The following is a 26,443-nucleotide window of genomic DNA, read 5'->3' as shown; positions in this document are numbered from 1 at the left end:
AGGGAACTCCTGAAAAATTGAGAAACAAACCAACTGCGAATGAATGCGTACCGAATTTTTCACTGATGTTACGTGCCACGTCACCGTCCGCGTAACATCCGTTTTTCAGAAATCCTGCAACCGCCCCTCCCCGACCCCGTCGGGCGTCGTGAGGCGGGTGAGCACTTCGCCCAGCAGGTAAATCGATCCCGTCACCACAATCACGTCGTCCGGCCCCCCCGCCGCGCAGACGTCCGCCGACGGGAAAAGCGCCTCGACCGTGCCGCGACGCACCGGCCCGGAAAACGAGGCCGGCACCAGCGCCTCCAGTTGCGCAAACCCGCACGCCCGCGCCTGCTGCGGCACCACGAGGTGAATCTCGCTCGCATGGCGCGCAATCGTCTCCAGGAGCGGACGCGCCCGCAAGGTGCCGAGCACACCGGTGATCACGACGGGCTTGCGGCCCGTTTCCGCGTGCAGCCGCGCAAGGTTGGCGTCGAGCACCTGCGCGCCTTCCGGATTGTGCGAGGCGTCGAGCACGAGCAACCGGCCGCCGATCCGGCGGCGTTCCCAGCGCCCGGCCCAGCGGACGTTGCCGAGGCCGCGCGCGACGGCGTCCTCGGTCAGCCGCTCCCCCGCCCAGGCTCCGCAGGCCAGCATGGCGGTGGCGGCGTTGATCCGCTGGTAATCGCCTTCGAGGCGGGTGGCCGGATAGCGCGCGAGGTCGTCTCCCCACAACTCGCGCACGCTCATCACCGGGCTTTCCTGCGCGGCGGCGATCTCCCGGATCACCCGCTCCGCCGCGGCCGGCAGGTGGCCGAGCACCACGGGAATGCCCGGCTTGATGATGCCGGCTTTCTCGGCGGCGATTTTCTCCAGCGTGTCTCCGAGCATCTCGCAGTGGTCGAGGCCGATCGAGGTGATCACGCACAAGTCCGGCTGCACGATGTTGGTGGCGTCGAGCCGGCCGCCGAGGCCGACTTCGATAATGGCCACGTCGCAGCGGCGGCGCGCAAATTGCAGGAACGCCATCGCCGTCATGAATTCGAAAAAGCTCGGCATCGCTTCGTCCGACTGCGCGCCGAGCCGCTCCGCCAGCGGTTTCAGTTCGGCGGCATACGCCATGATTTCCTGCTCCGTGAGCGGCACGCGGTCCACCTGCACACGCTCGCCGAGGCGCACCAGATGCGGCGACGTGTAGAGGCCGGTGCGGTAGCCGGCGGCCCGCAGGATCGACTCGATCAGGGCGGCGACGGAGCCCTTGCCATTGGTCCCCGCGATATGGATGACCGGCACCGCCCGCTCCGGATGGCCGAGCGCGGCGGCGAAGTGGCGCATCCGGTCGATACCGAACGACACACCCTTGGCCTTGAGGCTGAAAAGATAATCCTGGACGGCGGCGTAAGAGCGCCAGGGACTCCGGCCTGGGTCGGGTGACATGAGACTCACAGGTTGGCAAAGCCTGAACCGGATTCTTTTTTAACCATGGATTGCACGGAGAAACGCATAAACCCGGAGGCAAGACAGCTCAGCGACGCGTTCCGGTTTTCTTTTTCTGGTAAAGCGCCGCGAGCACATCGTGCAGCCGGTCGCGCATCTCGAGGCGGCTGACGATCAGGTCGATCAGCCCCTTGCCCTGCAAAAACTCGGCGGTCTGGAAACCGGGCGGCAGCGTCTGCTTCACGGTGTCCTTGATGACGCGGGCGCCGGCAAAGCCGATCAGCGCGCCGGGTTCCGCGATGTTGACGTCACCCAGCGTGGCAAAGCTGGCCGTCACGCCGCCCATCGTCGGGTGCGTGAGCACGGAGATGTAGGGCAGGCCGGCCTGGGCGAGGCGACCGAGCGCGGCGCTGGTCTTGGCCATCTGCATGAGTGAAAAAATGCCTTCCTGCATGCGCGCGCCGCCGGAGGCGCTGAAAATGATGCACGGGATTTTCTTGCGAAGGGCGATCTCGATGGCGCGGGTGATCTTTTCACCCGCCGCCGAGCCCATCGCGCCGCCGCAGAAACGGAAGTCCATGACCGCGACGGAAACTTCGATCTCCCCGATCTGCCCCAGGCCGCAGATGACGGCCTCGGGCAGGCCGCTCTCGCGCTCGTAGCGCTTGATGCGCTCCGGGTACGGTTGCGAATCCACGAACCGGAGCGGATCGGCCGAGCGCACGTCGGCGTTTTGCTCGACGAACGTCCCCGGATCGAAAAGCGAGGCGATGCGTTCGCGCGCGCCGAGCGGGAAGTGGTAGCCGGATTTCGGCACCACCATGAGGTTGGCCTCCAGCTCCTTGTTGAAAACAACCTCGCCGGAGACCGGACATTTCGTCCAGAGGCCTTTGGGGATGTCCTTTTTCTTAACAACAACCGTGGAATACTTCGGTTTACTAAAGAGCGACATGGGCAAAAGGTCGGGAAAGGAACGGAAAAGATCAGCCGTGACCGAATGTGACAACGTCAAGATTCACGACGCCGGCGCGTCGCAGGACACGGGCGCAGGCGTTAAGAGTCGAACCGGTTGTGAAAACGTCATCAATAAGGATGTAATGCTGGTCCGGGTTTATGGACGGGCCTCCGGCCAGTGCAAATGCGTTTTTGAGGTTGGCCCGGCGAGCAGCGCGGGAGAGAGTGGTTTGCGTTTGCGTGTCGAGCACGCGCCGGAGCAGGGGCGCCACCCGCGTGCCGGTCGCCTCGCCTCCGGTCGCCCGGGCGAAACAACCGGCGAGCAGCGCGCTCTGGTTGAACCCGCGCTCGCGCTCCTTGCGCGGATGCAGCGGCACCGGCACGAGCGCGGCCCCGCGCAGGAAATCGCACACGTAGCCGTGCCCGCGAATGATCGCCTCGATGTCGGGCAACACGTGCTGGCCGCGGTGGTACTTGAGCTCGTGGACCAGCGCCCGGGCCGGCCCGGCCAGCAGCACGGTGGTGCGCGCGCTCGTCCAGGCCGGATCAAGCCCCTCGCAATGTTCGCAGAGCGGCGGGTTCTCCGGGTCGGCTTCGCCGGAATACGGGAACCCGCACGCCGGACAATGCGGCGGCTCCGCGCGGCGGATGCGCCCTTCGCACGTCGCGCACACATGGCGCAGCGGCAGCGCCGGGCCGGCGGCGGCTCCGGCGGTGGCGGACGCCGCGGCCGGCTGCTCGACCAGCCCGTGACAGGCCACGCAACGCGGCGGGAAGACCACGTCGGCGAAGCCGCGTACGAGATGGCCGATCACATGGCGCATGGTCAGCCCCCGGCCGGCGCGGCTTCTCCGGCTTGGCCGGATTGTCCGGATTGTCCGTAAAACACCTTGTCGAGAAAGAGCCCCCGGGGCGGCGCGGTCTCGATCTGGCGGGTGCGCCGGCCTCCGGCGAGGAGCGCGGCGATGTCGTCGGGCGAGAGCTTGCCCTGGCCGGCGTGAACCAGCGCGCCGGCGAGGCTGCGCACCATCTTGTACAAAAAACCGTCGGCCTGCGCCGTGATCCGCAGCCGCCGGTGTCCCCGCTCCTTCACCTCGAGCACGCGCAATTCGCGCACGGTGCTCTCGCGTTCCTCGCCGCCGGAGGCGCTGAACGCCCGGAAATCGTGCCGCCCGACCAGCCTCTCCGCCGCGTCCTGCATCGCCGCCCGGTCCAGCTCGCGCGGCACGGACCAGCAATACGCCTGCGTGAACGGATCGGCGAAACCTCCGTTGAAAATTTCGTAGGTGTAACGTTTTCCCGTGGCGGAAAACCGGGCATGAAACGTCGGCGGCGCCACCTGCGTATCGGTCACCTGGATACCCTCCGGCAGCCGGTCCGCCCCGCTGCCGGCGCGAAAGGCCGCCACGAGTTTTTCCGGGCCGTGCCACCAGATCGCGTCGAAATGGAACACCTGCGCGCGCGCGTGCACGCCCGCATCCGTCCGCCCGCTGCCGTGGATGCGCACCGGCGCGCCGAGGATCAGGGCCAGCCGCCGTTCGAGATGATCCTGGATGGCGTTGCCGTCGGGCTGGCTCTGCCAGCCGGAAAACCCGGTGCCGTCGTAGGACACCGTGCACTTCCAGCGACGGAGCGGCGCATAGGCGGGAGAGGATGCGGATACGGCGGCGGCGGAGTCGTCGGTCATGGCGGTGGCGATTCCGGCGCAAAACCCGCCGCAACGAAAGCGGGAAAACAGCCCCCGCCGTGCCGGACGGGGGGGGGGCGGGGGGGCCAAACCGATGTCAGTGGCATTTCGGAGAGATGGAGCTGACACCACATTGGGTCCCCCCTGTCCGGCAAAAGCGTATCCATCCTTGCCAAGGCCCCGGCCGGCTACTCTGTTCCGGGGTACCTACGCCGTGCTCAACCTGCCTAACCTGCTCACCCTTTCACGCGTTCCGCTGACCTTTCTGGTCGTCGCGCTCATGTACCAGTCATGGCCCGGCGCCGCCACCCTCGCCTTCATCCTGTTTGTCGGCGCGGGGGTCAGCGACTGGCTCGACGGCTACATCGCACGCAAGCGGAAAATCGTTTCCAACTTCGGCAAGTTCATGGACGCGCTCACCGACAAGATTTTTGTCATCGGCCTGATGGTCGCATTCGTGGCGATCTACCACAACCCGATCTGGATCGTGCTCGCACTGATTACCTTGTGCCGGGAATTCATGGTCTCGGGCATGCGCATGCTGGCGTCGTCGAAAGGCGTGGTGGTGGCGGCGGACCGCGGCGGCAAGGTGAAAACCCTCACGCAGCTCATCGCGATCGGGTTCCTGCTGGCATCCACCGTCATCCGGGACGATATCGGCCGGCTGGTCGCCATCGACCTGGTGCCCTTTTCTTCCTGGGTCCACAAGATCGGCATGGCCGGTTTCATCGCCGGCACCGTGCTCACCGTCTGGTCCGGCTACCGTTATTTCCGCAATAACTGGAGCCTGATGGTCGACGAACCCACGGCCTCGCCATGAGCAACATCGACCCCGGACACCCCGTATGGCCGCGCTTTCTCCCGACGCGGGCCGTCCTGGCCCTCGCGCTGGTCGGGCCGGTGGGCCGCGCCAAAAAGGCTCCCGGCACCTGGGGATCGCTGGCCGGCGCGGTTTACAGCGTGCTCGTGTTTTACGATCTGCACCCGCTCTCGTTCGCATTGCTGGCGCTGGCCGGTCTCTGGCTGGCCGTGGGCATTTGCGGCGAAGCCGAATTGCGGCTCGGGCGGCGCGACCCCGGCTGCGTGGTGCTCGACGAATTCATGGCGATGCCGCTCTGCTACATCGGCTGGCATTACCTGCCGGCCGAGTGGGTTGTCCGTGCGCCGTGGGCGATCTTTCTGGCGGGTTTTTTGCTGTTCCGGGTGTTCGATATCGCCAAGCCCTTCGGCATTTCGCGCCTGCAAAAGCTGCCGGCCGGCTGGGGTGTGGTCGTCGATGACGTGGCCGCAGCGCTGGCCGCGTGCGCCGTGATGCACGCCGCCGGCGCGCTTTTCCGGCACTGGGACGCGATCGCCTGGCTGTTCGGCGCGTGAGCGGGAGCGGGAGCGGGGAACCGCTAATCGTCGCTAATCTTCGCTAATCCCGATCCTCCCGCCTCCCGGCACGCCCTGAAGACCGCCTCTTCCTCCGGTTACTGTTGCTGTATCCGGATTCAGCAGCTTTGGAACCGCTAAAGAACGCTGAAGAACGCTAGAATCGAACCGGGAGAGACGGAGAGAGAAAAAGAAGAGGGGGGTCTGGCTTGGGAGTGGTCTGGTTTTAGCGGATTTTAGCGTTCTTTAGCGGTTAAAAAAATGAACCCGCCGGTTGTAATCCGTGCTCAAATGGACAGCAGGCCGGCCGGGTTTTACGGATCGATCTCCAGATCCTCGACCGGCACTTTTACCAGCACGCCCTGCTGGAGCACGTCCACCACGAGGACAATGCCGCCCGGGTTTTTCGGATCATCGATCACGCCCTGCACGCCGCGCAGCGGACCGCTGCGGATGCGCGCCATCGCGCCCCGCTTGAGCTGCGGGTAGAGCATGACTTCCAGCCCCGAGGCGACCAGCTTGCGGACGTCGTCCAGTTGCCGTTCGAAACGTTTCTGCTGGTCCACGTCGATGAGTCGCACGAGCAGTTCCTGCTGGAAGCAGCGCGGCTTCTGCACGGGCATGATCCGGATAAACACATAGCCGGGAAAAATCGGTTTCAGGTACTTTTTCTTTTTCCGCCCGTAGCGGCGGACGCTTTCGATCAGCGGCAGCTCGTGCTCGAAACGCTCGGCCTGCATCAGCGCCGAGAATTTTTTTTCGCAGCGCGGCTTGGTATGCGCGACGTACCAGCAGGCGGTCGCCGCCGGAGCCGGCCCGTCCGGAGCGGACGCAGCGGGCACGGGAGACTCCGCAGCTTGCTCCGGAGAGAGGGCCTGGCTGGTGGAAACGGCGTCGGTCACAGTTTTATGGATAACAGGTAACGAACGGCCGCAAAATAACCCTCGAGCCCGAGACCGGTGATGGCCGCATGGCAGACGGGAGCGGTCAGCGAACGGTGGCGGAATTCCTCGCGCTTGTGGATATTCGAAATGTGCACCTCCACCGCCGGCAGACCGGCGCCGGCGAGCGCGTCGCGCAGGGCCACGCTCGTGTGGGTGAAACCGCCCGGATTGATGACGATGCCGAAGCTGCCCTTGCCCGCGGAGGCGGCGTCGGCCAGCGCAGCGATCCGGTCGATAAGGGCGCCCTCGTGGTTGCTCTGGAAAAATTCCAGTTTCGCCTGTCCGCCAAATTCCGCGCGGAGTTGCGCCTCGAGGTCGGCCAGCGTCGTGGAACCGTAGATTTCGGGCTCGCGTTTGCCGAGCCGGTCGAGATTCGGCCCATTGAGGATGACGATGGTTTTGTTCATTATTGGCAGGAAAGCGCGGAGGGAGAGACGGTGTGGCAGTCGCGCGGCGTGAAGAGTATGGCTAGAGAGGATTGTTGGTGGCGATGAATTGCCACGGCAATCCGAACTTTTCGGAGAGTTCACGGGCCAGCGCCTGCACGCCATGCACTTCCGTGGCGTAATGGCCGCAGAGCCAGACGTTGAGCCGGTGCTCCTGGATGTAGCTGAACCATTCCTCGCGCAGTTCGCCGGTGACGAGCGTGTCCACCCCCTCGGCCGCGAGGGCCGGGATGGCGCTGTTGCCGCTGCCGCTGCAAAACGCCACCGCCCGGGGCCGCTCGCTGCCGCACTCGATCGCGATCACGCGCGCGTAGTGCGATTCCAGGCGGGCGCGCAGGTCCGCGCGGGTGCCGTCGAAGGCGGCGATCCGGCCGACGGATTCGCCGCCGGGCGATTGCGTCATGAACGGGCGCGACGGCTCCAGCCCGAGCTGGCGGGCGAGCAGGGCGTTGTTGCCGAGTTCCTCGTGCCCGTCGAGCGGCAGGTGGCTGGAGTAGAGCGCGCAGTTGCTGCGGAAAAGCGTGGCCACGCGTTCGTAAACGGGACCGGTCAGCGGCTGCGGCATCGTCCAGTACATGCCGTGGTGGACGATGAGAAAATCGACGCCGGCCGCCGTGGCCGCGCGGAACGGCTCGACGCCGGCATCGACGGCCGCGCCGATGCGGGTGACGCGCCCGTCGTTGGCGAGTTGCAGGCCGTTGAACGCGCCGGGAGCGTCGCGAAATGCGGTGCGGCGCGTGCGTTCGTCGCACCAGGAAACGAGATCCTGAAGGGTGGGCGTGAGTGCGGTGGCTGACATGGCCGCAAAGGTTGGGGCCTGCGGCCGCCGCGGCCAGTGCGAAAAACGGGAGTGGCTGGTCAAGCCACCCGGTTGCCACGCATCACGTCCGCATACCAGCGGGCGCTCAGCTTCGGCGTGCGCCGCTGCGTCGCGTAGTCCACATGCACAATGCCGAAGCGGATGCTGTAGCCGACGCCCCACTCGAAGTTGTCCATGAACGACCACAGAAAATACCCGCGCACCGGGATGCCGTCGGCGATCGCGCGGTGCAGCTCCTGCAGGTAGCTGCGCAGCAGCGTCTGCCGGTGCAGGTCGCAGACTTCGCCCGCGACGACCGGCTCGTCGGCGTAGCCGCCGCCGTTCTCCGCAATGGTGAGCGGCTGTTCGCCGTAAACATCGGTCACCAGCCGCGGGCACCAGTAGATCGCCTGCGGCGTGATCCGGTGCCAGTCGCTGTCGGTCCCGGGAAAGGCGGTGGGGAACGGCAGGCGCTCCGGCGCTCCGTCGCGTCCGGCGCGCACGAAAAAACCGGCGTAAACATTGAGCCCGAGGAAATCCGTCGGCTGCGTGACGAGCGCGAAATCTCCCGGCTCCACGCGCGGGCAGTTTTCCTCGCCGACGACACGCCGGTAAGCGTCCGTGTACGCGCCGCGGTGCAACGGCTCGAGCACGCGGATGTTGTCCTCGACAAACACCGCGCGGGCGGCCGCGAGGTCGGCTTCGCTTTCCGGCCGCAACGGGATCGGGATGCGCGGATTGTCCACGAGCCCGACGCTGCTGCCCGGCGCGCCGTACTCGCGGACGGCGCGCACGCCGTGGCCGTGGCAGACGAGCGCGTGATGGTAGGCCTGGTTGACCACCGCCTCGGGCTCGCGCAAGCCGGGCGCGTTGCGGCCGATCCCGTAGGCGTTGCGCGTGAAGGCGATGATTTCGTTGAGCGTAAACCAGTGCCGCACGCGGTCGCCGAAGGCGCGGACAAGGGTGTCGGCATAGCGGGCAAACGCATCGACGACGCGCCGCGACCGCCATCCGCCGAAACGGTCTTCCAGCGATTGCGGCAGGTCCCAGTGAAACATCGTCACCCACGGCGTGATGCCGTTGTCCGCCATCGCATCGAAAATCCGGTGGTAGAAATCGATCCCCGCCGGGTTGACCGCGCCGTCGCCGTCCGGGATGATGCGCGGCCAGGCCAGCGAAAGCCGGTAGTGCTTCACACCCAGTTCGCGCATCAGCGCAAAATCCTCGCGGAAGCGATGGCAATGGTCGCAAGCGACGGCGGGCGTATCGCCATTCAGGATACGACCCGGCGCGGCGCTGAAACGGTCCCACACCGACTCGCCCTTGCCCCCCTCCCCCGCCCCGCCCTCGATCTGCGTCGCGGCGGCGGCGACGCCCCAGATGAAGTGATCGGGAAAACGAAACGATGACGGGCGCGGCGGCATGGCGGGGAAATCTCCAGCATGCGGCTGCCCGCAGGGGTAGCGGAAGCCGCGGGACCAGGGAGAATCCCGCATTTCGAAAGGAAAAAGTGCCGCCGGCGCGTTTCCCGCGCGGGGCTTCTCACAGATTCTGCCCCGCCCGCTGGAACAGCATCAGTCCGGCGCCTTGCGGATCGGCCACGCGGACCACCTTGCCGAAGCCCTCGATCGCCTCCTCCGGCACCACTTCCGTGCCGCCGCCCGCCGCGAAACGCGCCAGCGTCGCGCGCAGATCCTCGACCTGCACAAACGGCAGGAATGCCGGCTCCGTCGTTCCCCCCGGCGACACGTGGACGCTCGCCACCCGCATGCCCTCCGTGGTCAGCACCGGCAACGACTTGCGCAACGAATAGTCCACGACCGCCTCGCCCCATCCGAGCACGTCCCGGTAAAAGGGCGCCACCTTCTCCGCATCCGCTTCGCCGACCATCAGCCCGTGCCACGTGACCGGAGCCTGAAAAACAAACGGCTGCCGGAAATGCGGCCGCACCAGCGCAAACCGCGCCTGCGCCGGATCGCCGACAAACGCCACCCGGCCCACCAGATGGTTGACGGGCGCCTTTTCCAGCAACCCGCCGGCCTTCATCACCGCCACCAGGCTCTCGTCCACATTGGCCACCGCCACCCACGACAGCCAGCGCGCCGGACCCGTCAGCCCGTAAGCCGACAGCGGGGCGACGCCGACAAACACATTGTCGTCCTTTTTCAGCATCGCGTACGGCCGGTCTCCCTTGACGGTCGGCGCATCCACGCGGGTCCAGTTGAAAACCGAGACGTAAAACTTCAGCGCCTTTTCCACGTCGGTGGTCTGGATTTCGTGCCAGATCAGCCGTCCTTCCGGCAGGAACGCCGTGCCGGGCTTTTGCGACGGCACCGCCGAAGGCGGCACGGCCCGCGCCGCCGGCGCGACCGACGACAACGCCAGCACCGCGACGGAGGCCACCGCCGCCAGTTTCCGTACGCAACCCGGTATGCCAAACAGACTCATGGTGACGGCAGCAAAGGGGTTTGCCGTAAAAAGAAAAGCCCCGCCTCGTGCCCGCCCCGCCACCCGCAAAAAAACCGCCACCCCGGAGGATGGCGGTTCCCATGAAAACAAAACAGCGAAAGCAAAGCCTGTTCAGGCTTTCACGACAAGCCCGGCCTTGATGGCCTTGACGGAAACGAGCACGCGCTTGGTGCCGCCGTTTTCGGTCTTGATGCGGATGCGCTGGAGATTCGGCCGAAACTTGCGCTTCGTGATGCTGGTCACGTGCGTGCCGATGCCCCCGCTCTTCTTGGACTGACCCTTGCGATTGATACGCGAACCCTTGACGGGGCGTTTTCCGGTGATTGCACAGATTCTGGCCATGGTGAGATTGGAATTGAGTAAAGGGTCAGAGGTAAAGAGCCGGCGCCGGGCGAAGCAAGGGCAATTTTTCCGGCGAGATTTTCCCCGCTTCCGGTGGACCGGCAGCTTGCGATTTCCGCCCGGCCAGGTCTCGCTGTCCATTCCAACAAAAATGCCTGATCTCGATCATGCCGCCATCCGCTCCGCACTCGCGGCCCAACCGCTCTTTGAAGCGAAGACCTGGCAGCTCTCTCCGCAAGCGTGGCCGCTCACGCCCGCCGAACTCGCCCAGATCGAAGCCATCGGCTCCGCCTGCCTCGATTTTCACCGCGCCCTCGAAACCCTCTACCTGCGCAGCGCTTCCGGCAAAAACCTGCTCCGCAACAAGCCGCTCCTGACGCCCTGGGTCTGCGATTACCTCGACCGCGGCAAGCCCGCCTCGCTCGTCGCCCATGCCCGCCACCCGCAAAATCGGGGCGCGTTCCCCTCCGTCCTTCGGCCCGACCTGCTGCTCACCGACGACGGTTTTGTCATGACGGAACTCGATTCCGTGCCCGGCGGCATCGGCCTCACCGCCTTTCTCAACCGCCTCTACCAGCAAGGCGGCGCGCAGCCCGACGACGCCATCCTCGGCGCCGGCGATGCCATGATCCGCCATTTTTACGATACCCTCGCCGCCCTCCGCGCCGATCTGCGCAATCCGCTCATCGTCATCGTGGTCAGCGAGGAGGCCGCCACGTACCGGCCCGAGATGGAATGGCTGGCGCAGCAATTGCAACACCAAGGCAAACGCGTGTTCTGCCTCGAACCCGGCGACATCTTCCCGCTCGGCAGCACCCTCTGCTTCGACGTCGAGGGCGACCCGGAGAAAATCGACGTGATCTACCGTTTCTTCGAGCTGTTCGACCTCCCCAACATCGCCACCGCCGCGCAGATCATGGAAGCCGTCGAGGCGGGCGAGGTCGCCATCACGCCGCCGCTGCGTCCTTTCCAGGAAGAAAAACTCGGCCTCGCGCTTTTCCATCACCACCTGTTGCAGGATTACTGGGCCGAAGCCCTCGGCCGGAAAACCCGCGATCTCCTCGCGAAACTCATCCCGCCTTCGTGGGTGATCGACCCGACGCCGCTCCCGCCCGGCGCCGTGCTCGAAGGGCCCCGCATCGGCGGACGCGCCATGACGGACTGGCGCCAGCTCGCCGCCGCATCGCAAAAGGAGCGCGACCTCATCATCAAGATTTCCGGCTTCCACGAAACCGCCTGGGGCGCGCGCAGCGTGGTCCTCGGCAGCGACTGCTCGCGCGAGGAATGGCAGGGCGGCGTGGACATCGCGATCGAAGACGCGCCGACCAACCTGCACATCCTGCAAGCCTACAAAAAACCGCGCCGCCTCGCGCACCGGCTCTACTCGCACGAAGGCCAGGTCATCGAGGCCTCCGGACGCCTCCGCCTCTGTCCGTATTTCTTCGTCAGGGACGACCGGGTGACGCTCTGCGGGGCGCTCGCCACGTTTTGCCCGCCCGACAAAAAAATCATCCACGGCATGCAGGACGCCGCCCTCCTCCCCTCCCGCCGGGAAAGCTGAGCGGTCAGCGGCGTTCGCGGAACCAGCGGCGCACGCCGTCGAGCGGACGGGTGTTGAGCACCTGCTCGCGCGTCAGGGCGCCCTTGCGCGCCGCGTTGATGCCGGCGCGCACGAAAGAGAGCCCGGCGGTGTCGTGGGCGTCGGGATTGATCGCGCAGAGCAGCCCGCGGCCGGCGACGCGCCGCCAGTGGCGCCAGTCGAGATCGAGCCGCATCGGGCTGGCATTGAGTTCGATGATCACCCGGTGCTTGATGGCCGCGTCGATGACCTTGCCGAGATCCACGCGGTAACCTTCGCGTTGCAGGAGCAGGCGGCCGGTGGCGTGGCCGAGCATCGTCACGCGCGGATGCGCGATGGCGCGAAGGATGCGCGCCGTCATCACCTCTTCGGTCTGCGAAAAGGCGTTGTGGACGGACGCCACCACGTAATCGAGTCCCTGCGCGGCGAGTTCATCCAGCGCGGCGTCATCGTAGTCGAGGCGCCCGTCGGCGAGGATATCGCATTCCACGCCGGCGAAAACATGCGTGCGGAAGCGTCCCGATTCGTTGAGCGCGCGGATCTCCGCGAGTTGCGCGGTCAGCCGTTTTTCGTCGAGTCCGCGCGCCTGGAAACTCGCCTTCGAATGGTCGGCGATGCCGAGATAATCCCAGCCGAGCGCCTCGGCGGCGGCGACCATCTCGGCCAGCGTGTTGCCGCCGTCGGAGGCCGTCGTGTGGTTGTGGAATGCCCCGCGCAGGTCGCCCGCCTCGACGAGACGCGGGAGTTCGCCTTTCTCCGCGTCCTCGATCTCGCCGAGACCCTCGCGCAGTTCGGGAGGAATGGAGTGCAGGCCGAGCCGCGCAAACAGCTCCGCTTCCGTCTGCACCGCCTTCGCGCCCTGCGCGCCGGCGGCGGTCGACGCAGCGCCGCTCTCCTCGCCTTCTGCGGTCGGCGTCAGGCCCCACTCGGACAAACTCAGACCGCGCGCGAGCGCCCGCTGGCGCATCTGCACGTTGTGGTCTTTCGATCCGGTAAAGTGATGCAGCGCGAAGGCGAACTGCGCCTCCGGCACGAGCCGCAGGTCGGCTTGCAGGCCGCTGCCAAAACGCACGCTCGCCTTGGTCTCGCCGCGCGCCGTCACCTCGCGCACATCCGGTTGTCCGCAAAACCAGTCCACCACCGGCCCCGGTCCGCTGTCGTCCCCCTCGCGCAATGCGACGACAAAGTCGAGATCGCCCACCGTCTCCAGCCCGCGCCGCAGCGAGCCGGCCGCCTCCGCACGCGATACCGCCGGCAGGCGGCGCAACCCGGCCAGCACCGGCTGCGCGACCGCGTCGGCGTCCCACCACAGGTGGCGGCGTCCGTAGGCTTCGCGGTTGCGGATGCCCTCGACGATTTTCTGCTGCGATTTTTCACCGAAACCCGGCAACGCCGCGACTTTTCCCTCCGCGCAGGCGGCAGCGAGTTTCTCCAGCGAATCGATGCCCAGCTGATCGTGCAGCGCCTTGATTTTTTTCGGGCCGAGGCCCGGCACCTCGAGCATCGCCACGAGGCCGGGCGCGATGGAGGCCTGCAACTTTTCGTAAAACGGCAGCGCTCCGGTCGTGCGCAGGGTGGCGATTTTTTCGGCGAGCGCGTCGCCGATGCCCTTGACCGCCTTCAGCCCGGCGGCCTCGTCCGCGACCAGCGCGTCGAGTTCGCTCTCCTCGATCGCTTCCAGCGCCCGGGCACCCGCCTGGTAGGCGCGGACCTTGAAGGGGTTTTCTCCCGTCAGTTCGAGCAGGGTGGCGATCCGGACGAGGATGTCGGCAATTTCGTTCTTGGTCATGGGTGGCATGGGCGGCAAAACAGGCCACACCGATAACCGGAACCGGAAATCCTGCCATGCCATTCTCGTACCAGCGCACCATTCATTTTCCCGACACCGATGCGGCGGGCGTGGTTTTTTTCGCCCGTTACCTCTCCATCTGTCACGAAGCCTACGAGGAAGCGCTCGGCGCGGCCGGTGTCGGGTTGCAGACCTTTTTTGCCGATCATGGCGTGGTCGTCCCGGTTTCGAAAAGCGAGGCCACCTACCTGCGGCCCCTCGTCTGCGGTGAAAAAATCCGCGTCGAGGTCACGCCGCGGGCGCTTTCGGAAAACAGTTTTGCGGTGGACTACGTGATGGTGAAACCGGCCGGACCCGGTGCCTCCGGTTCCGCCGGAAAACGCGCGGCGCTCGTCCGCACCGAACACGTCTGCATCGCCTCCGCCACCCGCGAACGTCACCCGCTCCCCCCGGCGCTCGCCGCCTGGGTGCAGGCCGGCTGAACCCACGATACACGATCCGACAAACGCAAACTCCCTGCGTCGGGACTTGCGGCCCCCCTTCCTGCCCTCCTCTAGTCGCCGGATGCGCGGCTTCCGTTGGCGCCGAACGCCATGGCGGAACGGGCTTCCTCGATCGAGTCCAGCGCCCGCCGGACGGCAGCCCCCGCATCGGCGGAAAGCTTGTAAAAATCGTCGTGCAACACGAGGAGTGTCGCGCGAATTATTTGCAGGTCCTCGTCAAGAACCTCTCGGGTAGGAAGCGGAGGGGTGGGCATGGCTGAAAGCACTGAGACGGGACCGATCCAATAGAGTTCCCTCAATAATGGCGAACTTTTCTTTTCGTCTTCATTAAAAAAAACAATCCCGGTGGTGTCAGCGGCGTCGGCAGCAGCCGCAGGGCTGCGGTACCACAACTTTGAGTCATGCCGAATTCCCCCGCCCGCTCACGAGCGGGCTTGCGCTCGCCCCGGCGGGCTTTTCACTCGACCGTTTTTCCCAACCCATGGCTTACGACTGGTTAAAAGGTGTCGCCGATGAATACGACGTGATCGTCATCGGCAGCGGACTCGGCGGACTCACCGGCGCCAACGTCCTCGCGAAAGCGGGGCATCGCGTGCTGCTCATCGAGCACCATTACCAGTTCGGCGGACTCGCCACCTGGTTCACGCGCAAGGGCGGACACATTTTCGACATCTCCCTGCACGGTTTCCCGAGCGGCATGATCAAGAGCTGCCGCCGCTACTGGACGAAGGAAATCGCCGACGCCATCGTGCAACTGAAAGACATCCGCTTCATCAACCCGCAGATGGATGTGTGGACGACCTTCACCCGCGAGGACTACACCCGCGTCCTCGTCGAGCAGTTCCGCGTGGACCGCGCGCAGGTCGAGGCGTTTTACGACCACCTGCGGGCGATGAACTACTACGACAACAACCCCGAGACCACCGGGCAGATGTTCGAGCGGTTTTTCCCCGGCCGCAGCGACGTCCACCGCCTGCTCATGGAACCCATCGCCTACGCCAACGGCTCCACGATGGACGATCCCGCGATTACCTTCGGCATCGTGTTCAGCAACTTCATGGGCGCGGGCGTCTATACCTTCCGCGGCGGCTCCGACCTGCTCATCGCAAAAATGTGCGACGAACTCCGCAGGAACGGCGTCGAGCTGCGCAAGAAAGTCATGGTCGAACGCATCCTCGTCGAGGAGCGCGACGGCCGCAAGGTCGCCTGCGGCATCGTCGCGGCCGGCACGGGCCGCGTCATCCGGGCCAAGGCCATCCTCTCCAACGCCAACATCAGGAACACCATCTTCCGCCTCGCCGGAGAGGAAAATTTTCCCGCCGATTTCATCGAGCAGGCCCGCGCCGTGCGCACCAACACCAGCTCCTGCCAAGTCTATCTCGGCATTCGCAAGGGCGAATCGATCCCGCACATCGGCGACCTCGTCTTCACGTCACAGGCGCCCGAATACAGTCCGCAGGAGATCACCTCCCTGCACACGACGAGCCGCACGTTTTCCGTCTATTACCCCGAGACCCGCCCCGGCAGCGACCGCTACACGGTGGTCGCCTCGCTCAACGGCCGTTACCCCGACTGGCAGGCGCTCTCCGACGACGACTACGAAACGCACAAGAAGCGCCTCATCGAGGAAGCCATCGCCTCGCTGGAAAAATTCATCCCCGACGTGCGCGGCAAGATCGACTGGACCGAGGCCGCCACGCCGCGCACCATCGAACGCTACACCACCCACCTCAACGGCGCCTCCTTCGGCACCAAGTTCGAGGGCCTGCCCGTTTCGATGAATCTCAGCGAAAAGCTCCCCGGTCTCTACCATGCCGGCAGCGTGGGCATCATCATGTCGGGCTGGCTCGGCACGATCAACTACGGCGTCATCACCGCCAACAAGATCGACAGCTGGCTGCACAAGCTGAAAACGGCGTAGGGGCTTCGCAAGCGAAGCCCCTACGCCGCGCAATCGATTCCGTTTCCCTGATCCAAATCGTATGAAATAATACCAGCGTCCCGAATGTTTTTGATTTTACACAAAGGCCGCAAAGGACGCGAAGAAGTTAACTGGCAATCCTTTGCGCTCTTTGCGAGCTTTGTGTGAAAATCTGAAGGCTTTGGGGCTTTGGTATAATTCAGGCTACGACCACAACGCCGCCACTGCCACGCCGATCCCGTAAAGCGCCAGGTAACGCCCGGTGATTCCGAGCAACCGGATGCACGCGGCCGGCGTCGTCGCCCCTCGCAACAGCCGCGACTGCCACACCCCGGCGACCAGCGCCAGCGCCGCCACGGTCAACGCCGGCCCCGGCGCGAGCAGCCCGCGCCATGTCAGCGCCAGCACCACCGCGACCGCCAGCATGTGCGCAAAACCGAACTGCACCCGCGCGAACCGCCGCCCGAGCCGCACCACCAGCGTGCGCTTGCCTGCCTTCCGGTCCGTCTCCACGTCGCGATAATTGTTCGCCACGAGGATGTTCACCGCCAAGGCCCCGACTCCCGCGCCGGCGGCCAGCACGTCGGCGTTCAGGCGCCCGGCCTGCACAAAAAACGTCGCCCCCACCGCCACCAGTCCGAAAAAGACGAATACAAAAATATCCCCGAGCCCGTTGTACCCGAGCGGATACGGCCCGCCCGTGTAGGCGAAACCGCAGACGATGCTCGCCACCCCGATCACCAGCAGCGGCCAGCCGCCGTAGCCGAGCAGCGTCAGCCCGACGACAAACGCCGCCGCGAACACCCCGATCGTCGCTCCCAGCATCGTGCGCGGCGTCACCAGGCCCGCGGCCACGGCGCGCCGCGGTCCCACCCGTTCGGGCGTGTCGGCGCCTTTCAGGAAATCGAAATACTCGTTGGCAAAATTCGTGCCGATCTGGATCAGCAGCGCGAACCCCAGGCACGCCGCCGCGGCCCATGGCCGCTGCGCCCCCGCGCGGCAAGCCAGCGCCGTGCCCACGAGCACCGGAGCCACCGCCGCCGGCAAGGTGCGCGGCCGCGTCGCCGCCAGCCAGATGCGCCAGCGCGGTTCGGAGGGCGATGCGGGATCAGGCATCTTCGAGCTTCCCCGATCCGTCACGCCTCCCCGCCGTATCCGTGGCCCGCGACGAACGCCGCCGCCGCGAGGACGACGCCTCCTTGCGAGTCAGGCTCCCGGCCAGCCGCCGCTTCAGCAGGATGCTCACCAGCACCGGGCCGATCGATATGCCGGCCGCCGTCAGCACGTACGCCACGGGTACGCCCACCAGCGTGCCGAAAATCGCCGCGATGCAGCCGAGCACCGTCAGGAACGGAGCCGGCGACGGCAGCAACGGATTGATCGCCCACGTCCCGATCATGACCAGCAGGCCCACCCGCCAGTCCACCAGGCCGAACATCAACCCCTGGATAAAAAACACCGGCGCGAAAAACGTGAACCGTTTCTCGAACCGCAGCATCTGGATGAGCACCGCCACGACCACGATTCCGATCTGGCCGGCGATATACGGACGCGCCACCTCCAGCGGCGTGTCCATCAGCCCCTGCATCCCCACCGCCAGCAGGCCGAAACCGCCCGTCAGCGCCCGGGCCAGATCCAGCCAGTTGCGCAGGTTTCCGAATTCCCGGCCCATGTTCAGCCGGTAATCCACGCCGAACGACATGCTCTCGCCCGCCACGTTTTCCCTCGCACGCCTCCCGGCCGAGCGCCGCCTCGACGCCAGGCCCAGGCGCCCGAACCTCATCCACGGACGAGGGATCCACAACAAGACAACAGACAGAGCGATGATGGTATAGTCGAGAGTCACGACAGAAGTCGTCCAGCAGATTAAAAAGACTTGCACATGTAAAGGCCGGAGGTTTGCTGCTTTGGAGCTACCCCCCGGAACGTTCGCACATTTTAATAACTGGCAGCCCGGCCCGATACGGGGTAACCCGATTTCACGCCCTCACCACAGAAATTTCCGCCATTGCAATGACTACACCCGGCCTTCCGTCACGGACCTTTGCTGAGCTTTATTGCGAGCAGCGCGGCATCTCCGCGGAGAAATTCGAGCCCGTTATCTTTCGCCGGGCGCTCTATCCGCATGCCCGGTGCCTGCACCGCCTGATCACCTTTCTGGCGCCCGACTATTTTGCCGCGGATCACGACATCGTGCGCGCCACCGGCCGGTTGCGCCGGGTCCGCGACTTCACGGTTGAAGCCGCCGAGTTTGCCTGTCACCCGGCCAATACCGGCAGCCTGCGCCGGACCTTCCGGGTGCGCCTCTCGACCGGCCGGCTCCGCGCCCTGCTCCGGCAAACCCTGCACCCCGCGCATCCCGAGGCGGACGACACGCGCACCACGCCGCCGTTCGCGGCCTCCGAAGCCACGGGCGACAGGAAGCGCAAGAAAAACGGCAACCACGGCATCGCCTGATCGCAGAAAGCCGCCCCCGGCCCCCCCGCCCCCTCCGCTCCTTTGCCTTGCCATTGCGCCGCCGCCCCTTACGGACAGGCGCTCCATGACTACCCAGGGCTTCGCCACCAAGGCACTCCATGCCGGCCAGACGCCGGACCCCGCGACCGGCTCGCGCGCCGCGCCGCTCTACCAGACCAGCAGCTACGTGTTTCGCGACACCGAACACGCCGCCAACCTCTTCGGCCTGAAAGAGGCGGGCAACATCTACACGCGTATCATGAATCCGACGACGGATGTCTTCGAGCAGCGCGTGGCCGCCCTCGAAGGCGGCACGGCGGCCCTCGCCCACGCCTCCGGCCAGGCCGCCATCACCAACGCCCTCCTCAACGTCGCCGGCGCCGGCGACCACATCGTCTCCGTCGCCCAGCTCTACGGCGGCACCTGGAATCTCTTCCGCCACACCTTCCCGCGCCTCGGCATCGAGGTGTCGTTCGTCGATGCCGGCGATCCGGACGCCTTCCACCGCGCCCTCCGGCCCAACACCAAGGCGTTTTATGGCGAAGGTCTCGGCAACCCGGCGCTCAACATTTTCCCGTTCGAGGAAGTCGGCCGCATCGCCCGCGAGGCCGGCGTGCCGCTGATCATCGACAACACCTGCCTCACCCCCTGGCTGAACCGCCCGTTCGAATGGGGCGCCAACATCGTCGTCCACTCGACCACCAAATACATCGGCGGCCACGGCACGTCCATCGGCGGCATCGTCGTGGACGGCGGCAATTTCGACTGGGGCAACGGCAAGTTCCCCGGCTTCACCCAGCCTGACGCCAGCTATCACGGCCTCGTCTACCAGGAGGCGTTTCGCGCCGCCGGCGCGGACGCGGACGGCAAGGGCGGCGTCAACATCGCCTGCGCCATGAAAATCCGCCTGCAACTGCTGCGCGACATGGGCGCGTGCATCTCGCCGTTCAATTCGTGGCTGATGGTGCAGGGCCTCGAAACCCTCCACCTGCGCATGGAGCGCACCTGCGCCAATGCGCTGCGCGTGGCCGAATTTCTCGAATCCCACCCGAAGATCGCCTGGACCAACTATCCCGGCCTCAAGTCGAGCCCGAACCACGCCGCCGCCAGAAAATACCTGCGCGGCGGTTTCGGCGGGCTCGTCGGTTTCGGGGTCAAGGGCGGTTTCGAGGCGGGCCGCAAGCTGATCGAGTCGCTGAAGCTCTTCTCGCACCTGGCCAACATCGGCGACGCCAAGTCGCTGGCGATCCACCCGGCGAGCACCACGCATTCGCAGCTTACCGACGAAGAGCGGCTCGCCACCGGCACACCGCCCGATTTTATCCGGCTTTCGGTCGGCATCGAGGACTTCGAAGACCTGCAACGCGACCTCGAACAGGCGCTGGCGCAGGTGTGATACGACCTCCCGAAACTTCCGGATTTTTACACAAAGATCGCAAAGGGCGCAAAGAATTGCTTTTCAGGAACTTCGCGGTCTTTGCGATCTTTGTGTAAAATCAGAAATATCAGGAAGTCCGGTCTCAGATTTTCCCCTTGGTCGAGGGGAGCTGGCCGGCGGTGCGCGGGTCGATCTGCGTGGCCACGTCGAGCGCGCGGGCCAGGCACTTGAAAATCGCCTCGGCGATGTGGTGCGGCTCCTCGCCGTATTCGATTTCCACATGCAGGTTGCAGCCGAGCGCGTTGCTGAAGGCGCGGCAAAATTCCTTCACGAGGATGATATTGAAATCGCGCACGAACATCGTCGGCGCCTCCACGTGATAAACGAGGTGCGGACGCCCCCCGATGTCCACGGCCACGCGCGCCAGCGTCTCGTCCATCGGCAGGATGAAAAATCCGTAGCGCCGGATGCCGAGCTTTTCGCCGAGCGCCTGTTTGATGGCGTCGCCGAGCACGAGGCCGACGTCCTCGACGGTGTGGTGATAATCGACGTCCACGTCGCCCTTGCAGGTCACGTCGAGGTCGAAGAGGCCGTGCTTCGTGAAAAGCGTGAGCATGTGGTCGAAGAACGGCACGCCGGTGTCGATGCGCGAGGCGCCCGCGCCGTCGAGGGCGAGCGTGAGGCGGATGTCGGTCTCGGCCGTCTTGCGGACGAGGGTTACCTTGCGTCCGTTTTGTCCGTTTTGTTCGTTTTGGTCAGCCATGCGTCGATTGCTTCGTTGACGACGAGCATCTCGTCGTCGGTGCCGACGCTGATGCGCAGGAAAGCGGCGGTCAAGGCGTGACCGGGGAAGTACCGGACGAGAATCTTTTGCGCAACGAAGTGGTCGTACAACGATTTCGCCACGGCGGGGCCGGTCTCGCCACGGGCGTTTTTCGGTTCGGTGAAGATAAAGTTGGCCTGCGTCTCGTAGGTGAACCAGCCGCGTTTGCGGCGCCAGTCGCTCGCCCAGTAATCGCGGGTTTCGATGATCTTGCCGATGATGGCGTCGTAATAGCCGGTGTCCTCCAGCGCGGCGAAGGCGGCGGCCTGGGAGAGACGGTTGACGTTGTAGCTGTCGCGCACGCGGTCGAGGATGTCGATCACGTCGGGATGCGCCAGCGCGTAGCCGACGCGGATGCCGGCGAGCGCGTGGGCCTTGGAGAGCGTGCGGGTGATGACGAGCCGCGGGTGGCGGGCGAGAAGCGTCACGGCGTTTTCGCGGGCGAAGGGCGCGTAGGCTTCATCGACGACGAGCAGGCCGGGGAAACGCGCGAGCACCGTTTCGAGCTCCGCATTGGAAAACGCCACGCCGGTCGGCGCGTTGGGCGAGGTGAGGATGAACATCCGCGCGGACGAGGCGGCGATTTTCCCGACGGGCAGCGTCATCGAGCGGTCGAATTCGATCGCCTCGCACGCGCCGTCCTGGATGGCGACGAGCACCGGATAGAGCGAGTAACTCGGCACGGTGAAGCCGGTGGCGGCCGCCTCGTTTGCCGGGCCTCCCCAGGCGCGAACAAGGAGGTTGAGGATGTCGTCGGAACCGTTGCCGATCAGGACGTTTTTTTCCGTGAGGCCGTGGCCGTGGAGACGGGCGACGAGCTGGCGGAGCGGCGCGCTGGCCGGGTTCGGATAGAGCCGGAGGCGTTCGCCTTCGCCGGCCAGTTCGGCCTGGACCGCGGCGGCGGCGCGCGGGCTCGGCGGATACGGGCACTCGTTGGTGTTGAGTTTCACCCAGCCGGGTCCGGTCGGCTGGAGACCGGGCGTGTAGGCGTGGAGCCGGGCGATGTGCGGAAGCGGTTGCATGTGGAAAACGCTGAAATGCTGAAAAGCTGAAATCTGAAATGGAAGCCGACTCTTTCAGCTTTTCAGCATTTCAGCGTTTCAGTTTTTGAGATGATGCTGCGGGCGCTACAGCGCTCGCAACTTCACGGAGCGTCCGTGCGCATCGAGTCGCTCCATCGCGGCGAAGGCCGAGACGATCGGCTCGGCTTTTTTCACTCCGGCTTTCGTGTAGTTGACGATGCTGGTGCGACGCATGAAGTCGGCCACGCGCAGGCCGCTGAAAAAACGTCCGGCGCGGCCGGTCGGGAGCACGTGACTCGGGCCGGCCACGAAGTCGCCGAGCGCGGTGGCGGTGAGGTTGCCGAGCAGGATGGCGCCGGCCGTGGTGATCGTCCTGAGCAGGGTTTTTTGCGCGGAGTCCTTCACCTGGAGGTTGAGGTGCTCGGGGGCGATGTAGTTGGCGATCTCGGCAAGCTGGGCGAGGGTGCCCGCCTCGATCGTGAGGAAACCGGCGGCGAGGACTTTTTCGATTTTCTCCGCGCGGGAGAGGTACTTGAGCTGCGCGCGTATCTCGGCGTGGACGGCTTCGACGATTTTGGCGGAAGTCGCGGCGAAGAAGATTTTTTCGCGCCCGGAGCCGTGTTCGGCCTGGGCGAGCAGGTCGGCGGCGGCGAAGGCGGGATTGGCGCTTTCGTCGCAAATCACCATGACCTCGCTCGGGCCGGGCAGCGAATCGACGCCGACCGTCCCGAAAACCTGACGCTTGGCCTCGCACACGTAGGCGTTGCCGGGGCCGAAAATCTTGTCCACGGCGGGAATGGTCAGCGTGCCATAGGCGGCAGCGGCGATGGCCTGGACGCCGCCGATGCGGTAAACCTCGGTGATGCCGACGAGGTGGAGCGCGGCGAGGAGGCCGTCGGCGATGCGGCCCTGCGGGTTCGAGGGCGTGAAGACGGCGATCTGCGGACAGCCGGCGATGCGGGCGAGCGTGGCCGTCATGAGGACGGTCGAGACGAGCGGCACCTCGCCGCCGGGAACGTAGAGGCCGACGCGGCGGACGGGATAAAAGCGTTCGCCGACGGTGGCGCCGTGTTTGTTTTTCGCGGTCCAGTCCTTCGGCAGGGATTTTTTGTTGAAGGCGACGATGTTCTCGTGCGCGGCGGCGAGCGCCTTCTTGTCGGCGGCGGGCAGGCGTTTGACGGCAGCCTCGATCTCGGACGGCCTGACGAGAAAATCGCGGGCGCGGAGCTTGGCGCCGTCGAACTTGGCCGCGTAGTAGACGACCGCTTCGTCACCGCGTTCGCGGACGTCGGCAAGGATGCCGGAAACGGCGTTTTCGATTTCTTTCGGCACGAGCGCGCCCCGGCAGAATTCGGCCAGCTCGGCAGGAAAGGTTTTGGATGCAAACTGCAGGATGCGCACAGGCGGAAACGGGTTTGGCTGGTTGAGATGAAAAGAACGAGTGTGACGAAATCGGCCGGCGGGGGGCGAGCCTGAAAGCGGGGGGCTTGGCATGTGGCACGGCCATCCTGGCCGTGGACGGCGCGAACCCCGCCATCGGCCCGGAAACACGGGCCGGGAAGCCCGTGGCACTTCTCATGGGCAGGATGCCCATGCCTACTTGCCGGCCCCCCTCACTTCACGATGACGTTGGCGAGGTGGCGGCTGAAGATGTCGTGCGCGAGTTGGCGCGTTTCCGCCGTGGGGGGCTGCACGTCGCCAAGCCGGCAGGGCATGCCGAGATGCTCCCATTTGTGCGCGCCGAGCCGGTGATAGGGCAGGATTTCCACGCGCTGCACGCTTTTGTAGCCGGCAAAGTGGCACGCCCAGCGTTCGAGGTGGCCGGGGTCGTCGGTCCAGCCGGGGACGAGGACGTAGCGGAGCCACAGGGGCTTGCCCGTGCTTTCGCGGTACGCGGCGACGGCGAGCGGGGTGGCGTTGGAAACGCCGGTGAGGCGGCGATGGCAGGCGTCGTCGATGTGCTTGATGTCGAGGAGCACCGTGTCGGTCTCGTCGTACAGGGCGCGCAGGTCGTCGTCGAGAAAGAGGCCGTTGGTATCGAGGCAGGTGTTGATGCCGCGGGCGTGGAGCTGGCGGAAAAGATCGAGGAGCGTTTTTCGATGGAGGGTGGGTTCGCCGCCGGAAACGGTGACGCCGCCGCGTGCGCCGAAATAGGGTTTCTGGCGGATGGCGCGCTCGACGAGCTCGGCCAGGGTGACGATCCGGCCGCCGGCCGGGTCGAGGGTGTCGGGGTTGTGGCAATACACGCAGCGCATGTGGCAGCCCTGCGTGAACACGATCATCCGCAGCCCGGGACCGTCGTGGGTGCCGAGCGTTTCGATGGAGTGGATGCGGAGGGTGGCGGACAAGGGGGGGGCGCTCCCGTTTTGAGGCGACTTAAGTCGATTCAAATCGACTTAAGTCGCGCCCGGCGGGATTTCACATCGTCTCGTGGAAGGTCCGCGTGATGACTTCCATCTGGTGCGCCCGCGAGAGGCGCGTGAAGTTCACGGCGTAGCCGGACACGCGGATCGTGAGTTGCGGATACTCCTCCGGGTTTTCGTACGCCTTTTTCAGCGTCTCGCGGTTGAGCACGTTGACGTTGAGGTGGTGGGCGTTGCGCATGAAGTAGCCGTCCATCATGCCGACGAGGTTTTCCACCTGGTCCTCGCGCGTGGCGCCGAGCGCCTTCGGCACGATGGAGAAGGTGTTCGAGATGCCGTCCTCGGCGTCGTTGTAGGCGAGCTTGGCCACGGTGTTGAGCGAGGCGATGGCGCCATGGCTGTCGCGGCCGTGCATGGGATTGGCGCCGGGCGCGAAGGGCTCGCCGGCCTGGCGGCCGTCGGGCGTGGCACCGGTGTTTTTGCCGTACATGACGTTGGAGGTGATCGTGAGGAGCGAGAGCGTGGGCTTGGCGTCCTTGTAGGCCTTGTGCCGGCGCAGTTCGGTGACGAAGATTTTCGTGACTTCCTGCGCGAGGGTGTCCACGCGGTCATCGTCGTTGCCGTACTTCGGATAGTCGCCCTCGACGGTGAAACCGGTGGCGATGCCGTTTTCGTCACGCACGGGCGTGACTTTGGCGTACTTGATGGCGGAGAGGGAGTCGGCGATGATGGAGATGCCGGCGGCTCCGTAGGCGATGTCGATGCGCGGGTCGGTATCGATGAAGGCCATCTGCGCCTTCTCGTAGTAATACTTGTCGTGCATGTAGTGGATGATGAACATCGCCTTGGCGTACACGCGGGCGAGTTGCGCGAGGGCGACCCGGAAGTTGCCCATCACCTGTTCGTAGTCGAGGGGACCGTCCGGGAGCGCCGGGATGTCCTTCATGACGGGCGCGCCGTCGATTTCCTCGCGGCCGGCGTTGAGGGCGAGGAGGAGGGTTTTGGGGAGGTTGGCGCGGGCGCCGAAGTGCTGGATGGATTTGCCGATGGCCTGGTGGGAGACGCAGCAGGAGATGCCGTAGTCATCGGTGCCGCGGACGCGGCGCATGAGGTCGTCGTTCTCGTACTGGAGCGAGGAGGTGTCGATGGAGACCTGCGCGCAGAAGGTCTTGAAGCCGGCGGGGAGTTTTTGCGACCAGAGGACGGTGAGGTTGGGCTCGGGCGAGGCGCCGAGGTTGTAGAGCGTCTGGAGAAAGCGGAAGGAGGTTTTCGTGACCTTGGTGCGCCCGTCGCGGAGCTGGCCGCCGATGGACTCGGTGACCCAGGTGGGGTCGCCGCCGAAAATCTCGTCGTAGGCGCCGGGACGGAGATGGCGCACGAGGCGGAGTTTCATGACGAACTGGTCGATGATTTCCTGTGCCTGTTCCTCGGTGAGGGCGCCGCTGCGGAGATCGCGTTCAAAATAAATGTCGAGGAAGGAGGAGACGTTGCCGAGCGACATGGCCGCGCCGTCCTGCTCCTTCACGGCGGCGAGGTAGGCGAAATAAACCCACTGGGTGGCCTCGCGGGCGTTTTGCGCGGGGCGGGAGACATCGCAGCCGTAGCCGGCGGCCATCGTCACGATGTCCTTGAGGGCAGCGATCTGCATGGCGACTTCCTCGCGGAGACGGATGAGGCGGCCGCTCATGTTGTCGCGGTCGAGCCCGGCGAAATCGGCCTTTTTGGCGGCGATGAGGCGGTCGGCGCCGTAGAGGGCGAGGCGGCGGTAGTCGCCGATGATGCGGCCGCGGGCGTAGTTGTCGGGCAAGCCGGTGACGATGTGCTTCGAGCGGTAGGCGCGGACTTCGCCGTCGTAGGCGGAAAAGACGGCGTCGTTGTGGTTTTTGGCGTACCTGAAGGTTTCGACGACGGCCGGGGAAAGCTCGATGCCGCGTTCCTTGAGGGCGTTCTTGACGACGTTGATGCCGCCGAAGGGTTTTATGGCGCGTTTGAGGGGCTCGTCGGTCTGGAGACCGACGATGAGCTCGTGGTCCTGATCGATGTAACCGGGTTTGTGGCTGGTGATGGTGGAAATGGTCCCGGCATCCACCGCACGGCAGCCGTTCCGGGATCGCTCCTCCGCGAGCGCGTTGCGGCAAACCTCCCAGAGGTAACTTGTGCTTTTGGTTGGCCCG

The 26,443-nt window shown here is 65.6% G+C and carries 26 protein-coding genes; 7 read left to right on the top strand and 19 right to left on the bottom strand.

The annotated features are described in order from the left end of the window. Window positions 1–105 precede the first annotated feature (105 nt). The 4 genes from OPIT5_19935 to OPIT5_19920 all read right to left on the bottom strand — a co-directional run bounded on the left by OPIT5_19935 (window position 106) and on the right by OPIT5_19920 (window position 4,060). Complete coding sequence (locus OPIT5_19935) at window positions 106–1,419, bottom strand: folylpolyglutamate synthase (protein AHF92178.1); 1,314 nt, start codon at window positions 1,417–1,419, stop codon at window positions 106–108. An 88-nt stretch (window positions 1,420–1,507) separates the two neighbouring features. Continuing rightward, a complete protein-coding gene (locus tag OPIT5_19930; GenBank protein ID AHF92177.1) occupies window positions 1,508–2,371 on the bottom strand; it encodes an acetyl-CoA carboxylase subunit beta in 864 nt (287 codons plus the stop codon). 31 nt (window positions 2,372–2,402) lie between these two features. After that, complete coding sequence (locus OPIT5_19925) at window positions 2,403–3,197, bottom strand: competence protein ComF (GenBank protein AHF92176.1); 795 nt, start codon at window positions 3,195–3,197, stop codon at window positions 2,403–2,405. Window positions 3,198–3,199: 2 nt separating this feature from the next. Then, the gene (locus OPIT5_19920; protein AHF92175.1) at window positions 3,200–4,060 is read right to left on the bottom strand and encodes a tRNA pseudouridine synthase A; all 861 of its coding nucleotides are present in this window, start codon (window positions 4,058–4,060) and stop codon (window positions 3,200–3,202) included. A 214-nt stretch (window positions 4,061–4,274) separates the two neighbouring features. On the opposite strand from OPIT5_19920, the gene OPIT5_19915 reads away from it, so the two are divergent. Both OPIT5_19915 and OPIT5_19910 read left to right on the top strand, forming a co-directional pair. Then, window positions 4,275–4,880, top strand: a complete 606-nt coding sequence (locus OPIT5_19915; GenBank protein ID AHF92174.1) for a CDP-diacylglycerol--glycerol-3-phosphate 3-phosphatidyltransferase — start codon at window positions 4,275–4,277, stop codon at window positions 4,878–4,880. Continuing rightward, window positions 4,877–5,434, top strand: coding sequence for a phosphatidylglycerophosphatase (locus OPIT5_19910; GenBank protein AHF92173.1), 558 nt, complete (start codon window positions 4,877–4,879; stop codon window positions 5,432–5,434). Before OPIT5_19915 ends, OPIT5_19910 begins: the two co-directional genes overlap by 4 nt. Window positions 5,435–5,748: 314 nt before the next feature. Here OPIT5_19910 and OPIT5_19905 read toward each other — a convergent pair whose 3' ends face one another. The 6 genes from OPIT5_19905 to OPIT5_19880 all read right to left on the bottom strand — a co-directional run bounded on the left by OPIT5_19905 (window position 5,749) and on the right by OPIT5_19880 (window position 10,434). Further along, entirely contained in the window at window positions 5,749–6,336 is a 588-nt protein-coding gene (locus OPIT5_19905; protein ID AHF92172.1) for an antitermination factor NusG, read from the bottom strand. After that, a complete protein-coding gene (locus OPIT5_19900; GenBank protein AHF92171.1) occupies window positions 6,333–6,785 on the bottom strand; it encodes a 3-dehydroquinate dehydratase in 453 nt (150 codons plus the stop codon). The genes OPIT5_19905 and OPIT5_19900 overlap by 4 nt, the downstream gene beginning before the upstream one ends. A 61-nt stretch (window positions 6,786–6,846) precedes the next feature. Continuing rightward, window positions 6,847–7,623: an NGG1p interacting factor 3 protein, NIF3 gene (locus OPIT5_19895; GenBank protein AHF92170.1), complete on the bottom strand. Its 777-nt coding sequence runs from the start codon at window positions 7,621–7,623 to the stop codon at window positions 6,847–6,849. A gap of 59 nt (window positions 7,624–7,682) precedes the next feature. Further along, window positions 7,683–9,047 carry a beta-glucosidase gene (locus OPIT5_19890; protein ID AHF92169.1) on the bottom strand — a complete coding sequence of 455 codons (1,365 nt, stop codon included), beginning with the start codon at window positions 9,045–9,047 and terminating at the stop codon, window positions 7,683–7,685. 118 nt (window positions 9,048–9,165) lie between these two features. Next, a complete protein-coding gene (locus OPIT5_19885) occupies window positions 9,166–10,071 on the bottom strand; it encodes a glyoxalase (GenBank protein AHF92168.1) in 906 nt (301 codons plus the stop codon). A gap of 132 nt (window positions 10,072–10,203) precedes the next feature. Next, window positions 10,204–10,434 carry a 50S ribosomal protein L28 gene (locus OPIT5_19880; protein AHF92167.1) on the bottom strand — a complete coding sequence of 77 codons (231 nt, stop codon included), beginning with the start codon at window positions 10,432–10,434 and terminating at the stop codon, window positions 10,204–10,206. Window positions 10,435–10,585: 151 nt separating this feature from the next. Between OPIT5_19880 and OPIT5_19875 the strand changes: the two genes are divergently transcribed. Further along, window positions 10,586–11,995: a hypothetical protein gene (locus tag OPIT5_19875; protein AHF92166.1), complete on the top strand. Its 1,410-nt coding sequence runs from the start codon at window positions 10,586–10,588 to the stop codon at window positions 11,993–11,995. Window positions 11,996–11,999: 4 nt separating this feature from the next. Here the strand turns inward: OPIT5_19875 and OPIT5_19870 are convergent, their stop codons facing one another. Beyond that, window positions 12,000–13,802 (bottom strand): histidinol phosphatase, encoded by a 1,803-nt coding sequence (locus tag OPIT5_19870; protein ID AHF92165.1) that lies wholly within the window; start codon window positions 13,800–13,802, stop codon window positions 12,000–12,002. A 56-nt stretch (window positions 13,803–13,858) separates the two neighbouring features. Here OPIT5_19870 and OPIT5_19865 point away from each other — a divergent pair, with 56 nt between their 5' ends. Then, window positions 13,859–14,284, top strand: a complete 426-nt coding sequence (locus OPIT5_19865; protein AHF92164.1) for a thioesterase — start codon at window positions 13,859–13,861, stop codon at window positions 14,282–14,284. 71 nt (window positions 14,285–14,355) lie between these two features. Here the strand turns inward: OPIT5_19865 and OPIT5_19860 are convergent, their stop codons facing one another. Beyond that, on the bottom strand, window positions 14,356–14,604 hold the full coding sequence (locus OPIT5_19860) for a hypothetical protein (GenBank protein AHF92163.1): 249 nt from the start codon (window positions 14,602–14,604) through the stop codon (window positions 14,356–14,358). 182 nt (window positions 14,605–14,786) lie between these two features. Here OPIT5_19860 and OPIT5_19855 point away from each other — a divergent pair, with 182 nt between their 5' ends. Further along, window positions 14,787–16,226 (top strand): phytoene dehydrogenase, encoded by a 1,440-nt coding sequence (locus OPIT5_19855; protein ID AHF92162.1) that lies wholly within the window; start codon window positions 14,787–14,789, stop codon window positions 16,224–16,226. Window positions 16,227–16,430: 204 nt separating this feature from the next. Here the strand turns inward: OPIT5_19855 and OPIT5_19850 are convergent, their stop codons facing one another. Together OPIT5_19850 and OPIT5_19845 are read right to left on the bottom strand one after the other, a co-directional pair. Next, complete coding sequence (locus OPIT5_19850; GenBank protein AHF92161.1) at window positions 16,431–17,342, bottom strand: 1,4-dihydroxy-2-naphthoate prenyltransferase; 912 nt, start codon at window positions 17,340–17,342, stop codon at window positions 16,431–16,433. Next, complete coding sequence (locus tag OPIT5_19845) at window positions 17,335–18,072, bottom strand: hypothetical protein (GenBank protein ID AHF92160.1); 738 nt, start codon at window positions 18,070–18,072, stop codon at window positions 17,335–17,337. Before OPIT5_19845 ends, OPIT5_19850 begins: the two co-directional genes overlap by 8 nt. A gap of 167 nt (window positions 18,073–18,239) precedes the next feature. Between OPIT5_19845 and OPIT5_19840 the strand changes: the two genes are divergently transcribed. Then, window positions 18,240–18,683 carry a hypothetical protein gene (locus OPIT5_19840; GenBank protein AHF92159.1) on the top strand — a complete coding sequence of 148 codons (444 nt, stop codon included), beginning with the start codon at window positions 18,240–18,242 and terminating at the stop codon, window positions 18,681–18,683. Between the two features lie 85 nt (window positions 18,684–18,768). Further along, a complete protein-coding gene (locus OPIT5_19835; protein AHF92158.1) occupies window positions 18,769–20,079 on the top strand; it encodes an O-acetylhomoserine aminocarboxypropyltransferase in 1,311 nt (436 codons plus the stop codon). A 124-nt stretch (window positions 20,080–20,203) separates the two neighbouring features. Here the strand turns inward: OPIT5_19835 and OPIT5_19830 are convergent, their stop codons facing one another. The 5 genes from OPIT5_19830 to OPIT5_19810 form a co-directional block, all read right to left on the bottom strand. Next, window positions 20,204–20,824 (bottom strand): imidazoleglycerol-phosphate dehydratase, encoded by a 621-nt coding sequence (locus tag OPIT5_19830; GenBank protein AHF92157.1) that lies wholly within the window; start codon window positions 20,822–20,824, stop codon window positions 20,204–20,206. Further along, a complete protein-coding gene (locus OPIT5_19825) occupies window positions 20,779–21,906 on the bottom strand; it encodes a histidinol-phosphate aminotransferase (GenBank protein ID AHF92156.1) in 1,128 nt (375 codons plus the stop codon). Before OPIT5_19825 ends, OPIT5_19830 begins: the two co-directional genes overlap by 46 nt. Before the next feature lie 105 nt (window positions 21,907–22,011). Then, the gene (locus OPIT5_19820; protein AHF92155.1) at window positions 22,012–23,307 is read right to left on the bottom strand and encodes a histidinol dehydrogenase; all 1,296 of its coding nucleotides are present in this window, start codon (window positions 23,305–23,307) and stop codon (window positions 22,012–22,014) included. 212 nt (window positions 23,308–23,519) lie between these two features. Beyond that, window positions 23,520–24,254, bottom strand: coding sequence for a pyruvate formate lyase-activating protein (locus OPIT5_19815; GenBank protein AHF92154.1), 735 nt, complete (start codon window positions 24,252–24,254; stop codon window positions 23,520–23,522). A 70-nt stretch (window positions 24,255–24,324) separates the two neighbouring features. Next, complete coding sequence (locus tag OPIT5_19810) at window positions 24,325–24,546, bottom strand: hypothetical protein (GenBank protein AHF92153.1); 222 nt, start codon at window positions 24,544–24,546, stop codon at window positions 24,325–24,327. Between the last annotated feature and the right edge of the window lie 1,897 nt (window positions 24,547–26,443).

The organism is Opitutaceae bacterium TAV5 (assembly GCA_000242935.3).
GTDB lineage: Bacteria > Verrucomicrobiota > Verrucomicrobiia > Opitutales > Opitutaceae > Geminisphaera.
This window is presented reverse-complemented; position numbering and strand designations above follow the sequence as displayed.

What these genes read in the sequence shown, in the direction of transcription:
- OPIT5_19825 (AHF92156.1), bottom strand. Translation starts at nt 21,906, where the DNA reads ATGCAACCGCTTCCGCACATCGCCCGGCTCCACGCCTACACGCCCGGT.
- OPIT5_19850 (AHF92161.1), bottom strand. Translation starts at nt 17,342, where the DNA reads ATGCCTGATCCCGCATCGCCCTCCGAACCGCGCTGGCGCATCTGGCTG.
- OPIT5_19910 (AHF92173.1), top strand. Translation starts at nt 4,877, where the DNA reads ATGAGCAACATCGACCCCGGACACCCCGTATGGCCGCGCTTTCTCCCG.
- OPIT5_19895 (AHF92170.1), bottom strand. Translation starts at nt 7,623, where the DNA reads ATGTCAGCCACCGCACTCACGCCCACCCTTCAGGATCTCGTTTCCTGG.
- OPIT5_19855 (AHF92162.1), top strand. Translation starts at nt 14,787, where the DNA reads ATGGCTTACGACTGGTTAAAAGGTGTCGCCGATGAATACGACGTGATC.
- OPIT5_19835 (AHF92158.1), top strand. Translation starts at nt 18,769, where the DNA reads ATGACTACCCAGGGCTTCGCCACCAAGGCACTCCATGCCGGCCAGACG.
- OPIT5_19925 (AHF92176.1), bottom strand. Translation starts at nt 3,197, where the DNA reads ATGCGCCATGTGATCGGCCATCTCGTACGCGGCTTCGCCGACGTGGTC.
- OPIT5_19880 (AHF92167.1), bottom strand. Translation starts at nt 10,434, where the DNA reads ATGGCCAGAATCTGTGCAATCACCGGAAAACGCCCCGTCAAGGGTTCG.
- OPIT5_19865 (AHF92164.1), top strand. Translation starts at nt 13,859, where the DNA reads ATGCCATTCTCGTACCAGCGCACCATTCATTTTCCCGACACCGATGCG.
- OPIT5_19900 (AHF92171.1), bottom strand. Translation starts at nt 6,785, where the DNA reads ATGAACAAAACCATCGTCATCCTCAATGGGCCGAATCTCGACCGGCTC.
- OPIT5_19920 (AHF92175.1), bottom strand. Translation starts at nt 4,060, where the DNA reads ATGACCGACGACTCCGCCGCCGCCGTATCCGCATCCTCTCCCGCCTAT.
- OPIT5_19830 (AHF92157.1), bottom strand. Translation starts at nt 20,824, where the DNA reads ATGGCTGACCAAAACGAACAAAACGGACAAAACGGACGCAAGGTAACC.
- OPIT5_19890 (AHF92169.1), bottom strand. Translation starts at nt 9,047, where the DNA reads ATGCCGCCGCGCCCGTCATCGTTTCGTTTTCCCGATCACTTCATCTGG.
- OPIT5_19870 (AHF92165.1), bottom strand. Translation starts at nt 13,802, where the DNA reads ATGACCAAGAACGAAATTGCCGACATCCTCGTCCGGATCGCCACCCTG.
- OPIT5_19840 (AHF92159.1), top strand. Translation starts at nt 18,240, where the DNA reads ATGACTACACCCGGCCTTCCGTCACGGACCTTTGCTGAGCTTTATTGC.
- OPIT5_19935 (AHF92178.1), bottom strand. Translation starts at nt 1,419, where the DNA reads ATGTCACCCGACCCAGGCCGGAGTCCCTGGCGCTCTTACGCCGCCGTC.
- OPIT5_19885 (AHF92168.1), bottom strand. Translation starts at nt 10,071, where the DNA reads ATGAGTCTGTTTGGCATACCGGGTTGCGTACGGAAACTGGCGGCGGTG.
- OPIT5_19875 (AHF92166.1), top strand. Translation starts at nt 10,586, where the DNA reads ATGCCTGATCTCGATCATGCCGCCATCCGCTCCGCACTCGCGGCCCAA.
- OPIT5_19930 (AHF92177.1), bottom strand. Translation starts at nt 2,371, where the DNA reads ATGTCGCTCTTTAGTAAACCGAAGTATTCCACGGTTGTTGTTAAGAAA.